Here is a 5,823-nt window from a genome sequence, read left to right as displayed (position 1 = left end):
GCGCACGCCAGCGCGCATCCCAACAGGGCGGCGAGGCGGGTCTTCCGAATTGGGTGCATCGTCGTCATGGTTACTTCTTCTCTTCCTTACTTGCTTCTTTTGCGAACTCAAGCTTCTGCTCGCGCTCCGCAATGCGCTCCTGCTCAAAACCGCTACGGGCAAATCCCGTGGTCAGCGGAGCTGTCACGACCGGAGTATCCACGCCCACCATCTTCGCCACAGTCGTGGCAGCCTTGGCATCGGCAGCCAGGGGAAGTCCGCGTTCGGCGGTCAGTTCAATCGCACGGTCGATCGGAATGCGAACCGAGTTCGGCATGCCCTGCACCTGCGAGTAGTTCTCCAGCAGCAGGTCTTCCCTGGCGTGCAGATCGCTCGAGCTCTGGTTGCCGTCGTCAGGATCGAGACGCGGTCCAGGAAAAGTCTTCACGATCTGCGAGGCAGAGCGCTGCTCAAAGACCGGGTTCGAAGTCAGACCATCGCTTGTCTTCGCCGGTGCGTACTGTTGGTGCCACTTGTCCAGCGGACCATCATCCTTGGCAATCTGGCTGTTCACCAGGCGGCCAATGAAGAAGCAAACCACGAAGAAGACCGCTACGAAACCGGCCAGGCCGCCAACGAAGACCAGAATGCCGCTGACGTTGACGTCGGTAACTTCATAGCCCGGATGCTCAGGATCATTCACCTGAGGATGCGGATTCGGATTCAGGGTATCCCCGTCGTTCTGATTGGGCTTAATGTGCATGCTCGGGCTCCAGAATCTCTTCGGTGTGCGGGTCGTTCACAACAACCAGCGGACGCGACATCAGCGTCGTCAGGTAGTACGCCATCCAGATGGCCACGATCGCCACCGGGACCGTGACGTAGGCCAGGATGCTGAAGTTGCCGCTCAGGTGCAGGTTGTGGGCCGCATCCGGGAAGTTCGGCTCAATCAGCCAGAACAGGTCGAAAGCACGGGCGAAGATCATCCAGCCAGTCAGGGCCAGCATCTTCGACTTCGAACGCTTCAGGTCCTTCGACAGTAGCAGGACGAATGGGATCACCCAGTGGAAGATGAAGTCACAGGTGCAGATCACCCACCATCCACCATTGATACGGTTCAGGTACCAGGGAAGCTCTTCTGGCTGATTGCCCGACCAGATGATCAGGAACTGGGCAAATGCCAGATAGATGTTCAGCATGACGAAGCCAAGCATGAACTTACCGAGGTCGTACTGCTCAGTCTTGCGGAGGATCGTCGCCATCGGCTCATACTTCGAGAGCCGGATCGACGTGTGGACTGCAGCCGCCAGCACAACATATCCCTGGCCGACCAGGAAGAGCAGGCCCCACACCGACGAGTACCAGGTCACATCCAGCGCCATGATCAGGTCGATGGCTACGATCGTCAGCAGAGCGACGTAGATCAGAACGCCGATACCTGACAGATTTTCGAACTTGATGCGCCAGCGGTCGTAGCTGCCCTGCGATCCCCGCTCAGGATCGGCCTCGCGCTCGAGCGACCACTTGTTCAGGAAGTAGGTAAAGGCTCCCATGATCGCAAAGACCACAACAAACTGCACGACAACGCTGGCTGGAGAGAGCATCGGCCGCTTGAAGTTGAGGGCGTGAGCCTGGGCTTCGGTGAGCAGCTTGGACTTCAGGCCTTCTTCTACCGCCTCAAAGGTCGGGAAGGCGGCCCAGAGATACAGCTTCTTGGCGAAGACAAGGATCGGGATCACCAGGAGGATGACCAGGGGAAGCGTACGCGTCATTGCTTCCAGCGGACGGCGCAGCAGAAGACCCCACTTACCGCCCGAAACATACTGCAGCATCAGCAGACAGAGGCCGCCGCCGCAGAGTGAGAAGGTCATCATCCATCCCAGCAGGTAGCCGCGCAATACGTGGTCCGCACCGCCACCGAAAAGGAAGAGCAGTGAGGCGATCGCCGCGACCGCCGCCACAATCAAAGCGCGCGTGCGCCAGGCGGCAACAGCCTCAGGCGCCAGCAGCGATGCCGGCAGCGTCTTTGGCCCGTGGTGAGCTCCATGTCCGTGTTGTTCGTGTCCGTGTGCCATTCGTTACGGCCTTAATCCTTCTTCAGATCTCGAAAATCAGTCGGTACCCAGATACGCGATCAGATGATCGATATCCGTGGAAGAGAGCTTGGCGGAAAATGACGGCATCTGAATCTTGCCCGTCGGAATACCCTGCGTGACGACCTGCCGGATACGATCCGGACCAACCCTGCCTACGATACCCACCAGCGAGGGAATGTTCGGCGGAAGTCCCGTACGCGCCGCCTGATGGCAGACACTGCAGTTCGCTGTATAGACAGCCTTTCCTGCGGCAATATCCTCTGCCTTGGGCTTGGCTGCAGCGGTAGTCTTTGCCGCCGGAGCCGTTTCCTTGGTCACAGCCGGCGTAGTCGCCTTCTGGTTTTCGCTAGTAGCTGGAGCTACACCTGGGGTCGTCGTCGGTGTCGGCGTTGCAGACCCGACCGGCTTCGCTACCTCAGGAGCTGCGGGCCCCGTAGTATTCGGCACCGACCAGTCACCTGCGAAACCCGCCGGCATACCCTGCTCTTCCGCCAGCTTCAACAGCGGCTTCACCTCAACACCGGCCGGCACGTCGCTCGCCTTGGCGTTCTGGCTCAACTGAAGCGCGCGGATATACGCGGCGATCGCCCAGCGGTCAGCCGGCGTAATCTGCGCCGAGTAATCAGGCATCGCGCCATAACCGTTGGTCATCACGCTGAAGAAGTGGCCGAGCGGCGCGCTGCGCAGGCGCTCCGTATGGAAGTTGCCCGCCAGACGGTAGCCGCGCTCAACGATCTCGCCGGCGCCGTTGCCCACACGCGAGTGGCACGGCGTGCAGTACACATTGAACCGCTCCTGGCCGCGCTTCAGTACATCGAGCGTCGCCGGGAAGGGCATGCCGTCAGCTTCCTTGCCGTCCGTCAGGCCGGTGTAGAAGTAGCTGTCCTCATGCAACTGGCCGCGAGCGACGGTGTTGGTCACCTGCGGACGAGCCGAGCGGCCGTCCGCAAAGATCGTCGTCGAACGCTGCGGAAACATCTTCGGCTGGTCGTGCATATCCTGACGGCAACCGGTCAGGACAGCAACGCTGGCCAGGGTGGCTGACAGGATGAGGCGTGCGCCTTGAACCTTGAAGCTTGCGCCCTGCATTAGAGATCTACCTCCACCACGCTTACAGCATGAAACTGCTCGAGGAAGGCGCGCGTCTCGTTCACATTGAACTTGGGATCGATCGCTTCCAGGCACAGGAAGAACTTGTGGTCGGTCGCTCCCTGACGGAAGTTGGGAGCGTTGAACAGCGGATGGTACGGCTGCGGCAAACCGTTCAGCGCCAGCATGCCGAAAGCAGCCGACAGACCACTGAACAGAATCGTCCACTCGTAGGTCGGGATGATGAATGCCGGCCACGAGAACAGCGGACGCCCGGCGATGTTCAACGGATATCCCCAGCGCGCGATCCAGGTCTGCATCAGAAACGCCGTCGTCAAACCCAGGATGCCGCCCATCAGGGTCAGCAACGGAACGCGGTTACGCACCACGCCCAGAGCCTCGGCGGCCTCTTCCACCGGATACGGTGTGTAGCACTCCATGCGGCGGTATCCGGCATCCCGTGCGGCCTCAGTGGCGTGCACCAGGGCTCCAGGAGTATCGAACTCCGCCAGCAGTCCGTAGGTTCCTTCTTTTACCGGCATCAGGCGGTCTCCTCTACGGTAGTTTCAGCGTCCAGGCCCTTGATCTTGGTCTGGGGCAGCATCATCTTGATCTCGTTCATCGGAATCATCGGGGCAAACCGGACGAAGAGCAGGAACAGGAAGGTAAACATACCCAACGTGCCGACGTAGAGCATGTAATCCCACTTGGTCGCCTTATATGTACCCCAGCTCGAAGGCAGGAAGTCGCGGTAGAGCGAAGTGACGACGATAACAAAACGCTCGAACCACATACCGGTGTTCACGATCAGAGACAGGATGAACAGATACGTTACGTTCACCCGCAGCTTGCGCGACCACAGGGTCGTCAGCGGAATGGCAATGTTGGTCAGGATCAGGATCCAGTAGCCCCAGCCCATCGGCCCGAACATACGGTTCCACATCATGAAGAACTCCCAGTGGCTGGCGGAGTACCAGGCCATGAAGACTTCCATGCCGTAGCCGTAAGCCACAATCAGACCGGTACCGAGCATGACCTTAGCCATGTTGTCCAGGTGGCGCAGCGTGACCAGATCTTCCATGTGGTAGAACTTGCGGATCGGAATCGCCAGCGTAAGTACCATGGCGAAGCCGGAGTAGATGGCGCCGGCGACGAAGTAAGGCGGGAAGATCGTCGTGTGCCAGCCCGGCAGAGCGGCGACCGCGAAGTCGAAGCTGATGACCGTGTGTACCGAGAGCACCAGGGGCGTCGAGAGGCCGGCCAGAAGGAGCGAGGCCGTCTCATAGCGCATCCAGTGGCGGGTCGAACCGCGCCAGCCCAGCGAGAGCATGCCATAGACGTATTTGGCCAGCGGCAACTGCGCCTTGTCGCGCAGGGTTCCGAAGTCGGGAATCATGCCGATGTACCAGAACACCACCGAGATGGTCGCGTACGTCGAAACTGCGAACACGTCCCAGCACAGCGGCGAACGGAACTGCGGCCATACGTTCATCGTGTTCGGGTACGGAAACAGCCAGTAACCAAGCCACGGACGCCCAACGTGCAGAACCGGGAACAGGCCGGCGCAGCATACGGCGAAGATCGTCATCGCTTCGGCGAAGCGGTTGATCGAGTTACGCCAGGTCTGCTTGAAGAGCAGAAGAATCGCCGAGATCAGCGTTCCGGCGTGACCGATACCGATCCACCAGACGAAGTTGATGATGGCGAAACCCCAGGCGCCTGGGATGGTTACACCCCAGATGCCCACGCCCTTCAGGAAGAGCCAGGTAACGGCAATCACCAGGAAGGTCGCCACGCCGGAGGCTACGATCAGGCCGAAGAACCAGCCCAGCGGCGTGTTCGACGTCAGCACGACGCCGGCAATCTTCTCGGTTACCGATTTGAAGTTGTGGCCCGGAGCGATGACGGCAAATTCACCCGTCTTCGGGTCGATCATCGGATCGCTGATTTGTCCCTTGGTCGCCATTTATGCCAGCTCCAGCTCAGGATTCGGGTTGATGACTCCCGCCGTGTAGGTCGTACGCGGACGGTAGTTCAGGTCTGCAAGCACGCCATAGTTGCGCTCTTCTGCCTTGCGCTTGGCTACCTTGCTCGCCGGGTCGTTGATGTTGCCGAAGACGATGGCGTCGGTCGGGCAGGCCTGTTGGCAAGCCGTCACGATATCACCGTCGCGAACCTCGCGGTTTTCCTTGTCGGCCTGGATCTTCGCGGACTGGATACGTTGCACGCAGTACGTGCACTTCTCCATCACGCCGCGCGAGCGGACCGAAACATCCGGATTGCGGCCAAGCTTCAGGCTCTCCTGCTCATAGTCTGAGTAGAGCAGGAAGTTGAAGCGGCGAACCTTGTACGGGCAGTTGTTCGAGCAGTAACGAGTGCCGACGCAGCGGTTGTACACCATCTGGTTCAGGCCCTCGGGCGTATGCACCGTCGCACCTACCGGGCAGACCTGTTCGCAGCCTGCATTCTCGCAGTGCTGGCACAGCATCGGCTGGAAGTGCGCCTTGGGAGCGTGCAGATCACCCTCGAAGTAAGTATCGATACGGATCCACTGCATGTTGCGGCCAACCTTCACCTGCTCACGGCCAACCACCGGAATATTGTTTTCCGAGTAGCAGCTGATCACGCAGGCGTTGCAGCCGGTGCAGGAGTTCAGATC

The 5,823-nt window shown here is 59.9% G+C and carries 6 protein-coding genes; all 6 read right to left on the bottom strand.

Going from position 1 to position 5,823, the window contains the following annotated elements:
- Window positions 1-70 precede the first annotated feature (70 nt).
- Window positions 71-742, bottom strand: coding sequence for a hypothetical protein (locus AB4043_RS11850; RefSeq protein ID WP_442300350.1), 672 nt, complete (start codon window positions 740-742; stop codon window positions 71-73).
- Complete coding sequence (locus AB4043_RS11845) at window positions 732-2,054, bottom strand: hypothetical protein (RefSeq protein ID WP_442300349.1); 1,323 nt, start codon at window positions 2,052-2,054, stop codon at window positions 732-734. The genes AB4043_RS11850 and AB4043_RS11845 overlap by 11 nt, the downstream gene beginning before the upstream one ends.
- 36 nt (window positions 2,055-2,090) lie before the next feature.
- The gene (locus AB4043_RS11840; RefSeq protein ID WP_442300348.1) at window positions 2,091-3,164 is read right to left on the bottom strand and encodes a c-type cytochrome; all 1,074 of its coding nucleotides are present in this window, start codon (window positions 3,162-3,164) and stop codon (window positions 2,091-2,093) included.
- Window positions 3,164-3,706 carry a DUF3341 domain-containing protein gene (locus AB4043_RS11835; protein ID WP_442300347.1) on the bottom strand — a complete coding sequence of 181 codons (543 nt, stop codon included), beginning with the start codon at window positions 3,704-3,706 and terminating at the stop codon, window positions 3,164-3,166. Before AB4043_RS11835 ends, AB4043_RS11840 begins: the two co-directional genes overlap by 1 nt.
- On the bottom strand, window positions 3,706-5,130 hold the full coding sequence (gene nrfD, locus AB4043_RS11830) for an NrfD/PsrC family molybdoenzyme membrane anchor subunit (protein WP_442300346.1): 1,425 nt from the start codon (window positions 5,128-5,130) through the stop codon (window positions 3,706-3,708). Before nrfD ends, AB4043_RS11835 begins: the two co-directional genes overlap by 1 nt.
- A partial coding sequence (locus AB4043_RS11825) for a 4Fe-4S dicluster domain-containing protein (RefSeq protein WP_442307122.1) occupies window positions 5,131-5,823 on the bottom strand: 693 nt, incomplete at its 5' end.

Source organism: Terriglobus sp. YAF25, assembly GCF_052113305.1.
Taxonomy (GTDB): Bacteria; Acidobacteriota; Terriglobia; order Terriglobales; family Acidobacteriaceae; genus Terriglobus.
The sequence above is the reverse complement of the archived record's forward strand: the minus strand, read 5'-3'. Positions and strand labels throughout refer to the sequence as shown.

Bases quoted from the DNA above. Each gene is read 5' to 3' on its own strand.
- AB4043_RS11850 (WP_442300350.1), bottom strand. From the start codon at position 742: ATGCACATTAAGCCCAATCAGAACGACGGGGATACCCTGAATCCGAAT.
- AB4043_RS11835 (WP_442300347.1), bottom strand. From the start codon at position 3,706: ATGCCGGTAAAAGAAGGAACCTACGGACTGCTGGCGGAGTTCGATACT.
- nrfD (WP_442300346.1), bottom strand. From the start codon at position 5,130: ATGGCGACCAAGGGACAAATCAGCGATCCGATGATCGACCCGAAGACG.
- AB4043_RS11845 (WP_442300349.1), bottom strand. From the start codon at position 2,054: ATGGCACACGGACACGAACAACACGGACATGGAGCTCACCACGGGCCA.
- AB4043_RS11840 (WP_442300348.1), bottom strand. From the start codon at position 3,164: ATGCAGGGCGCAAGCTTCAAGGTTCAAGGCGCACGCCTCATCCTGTCA.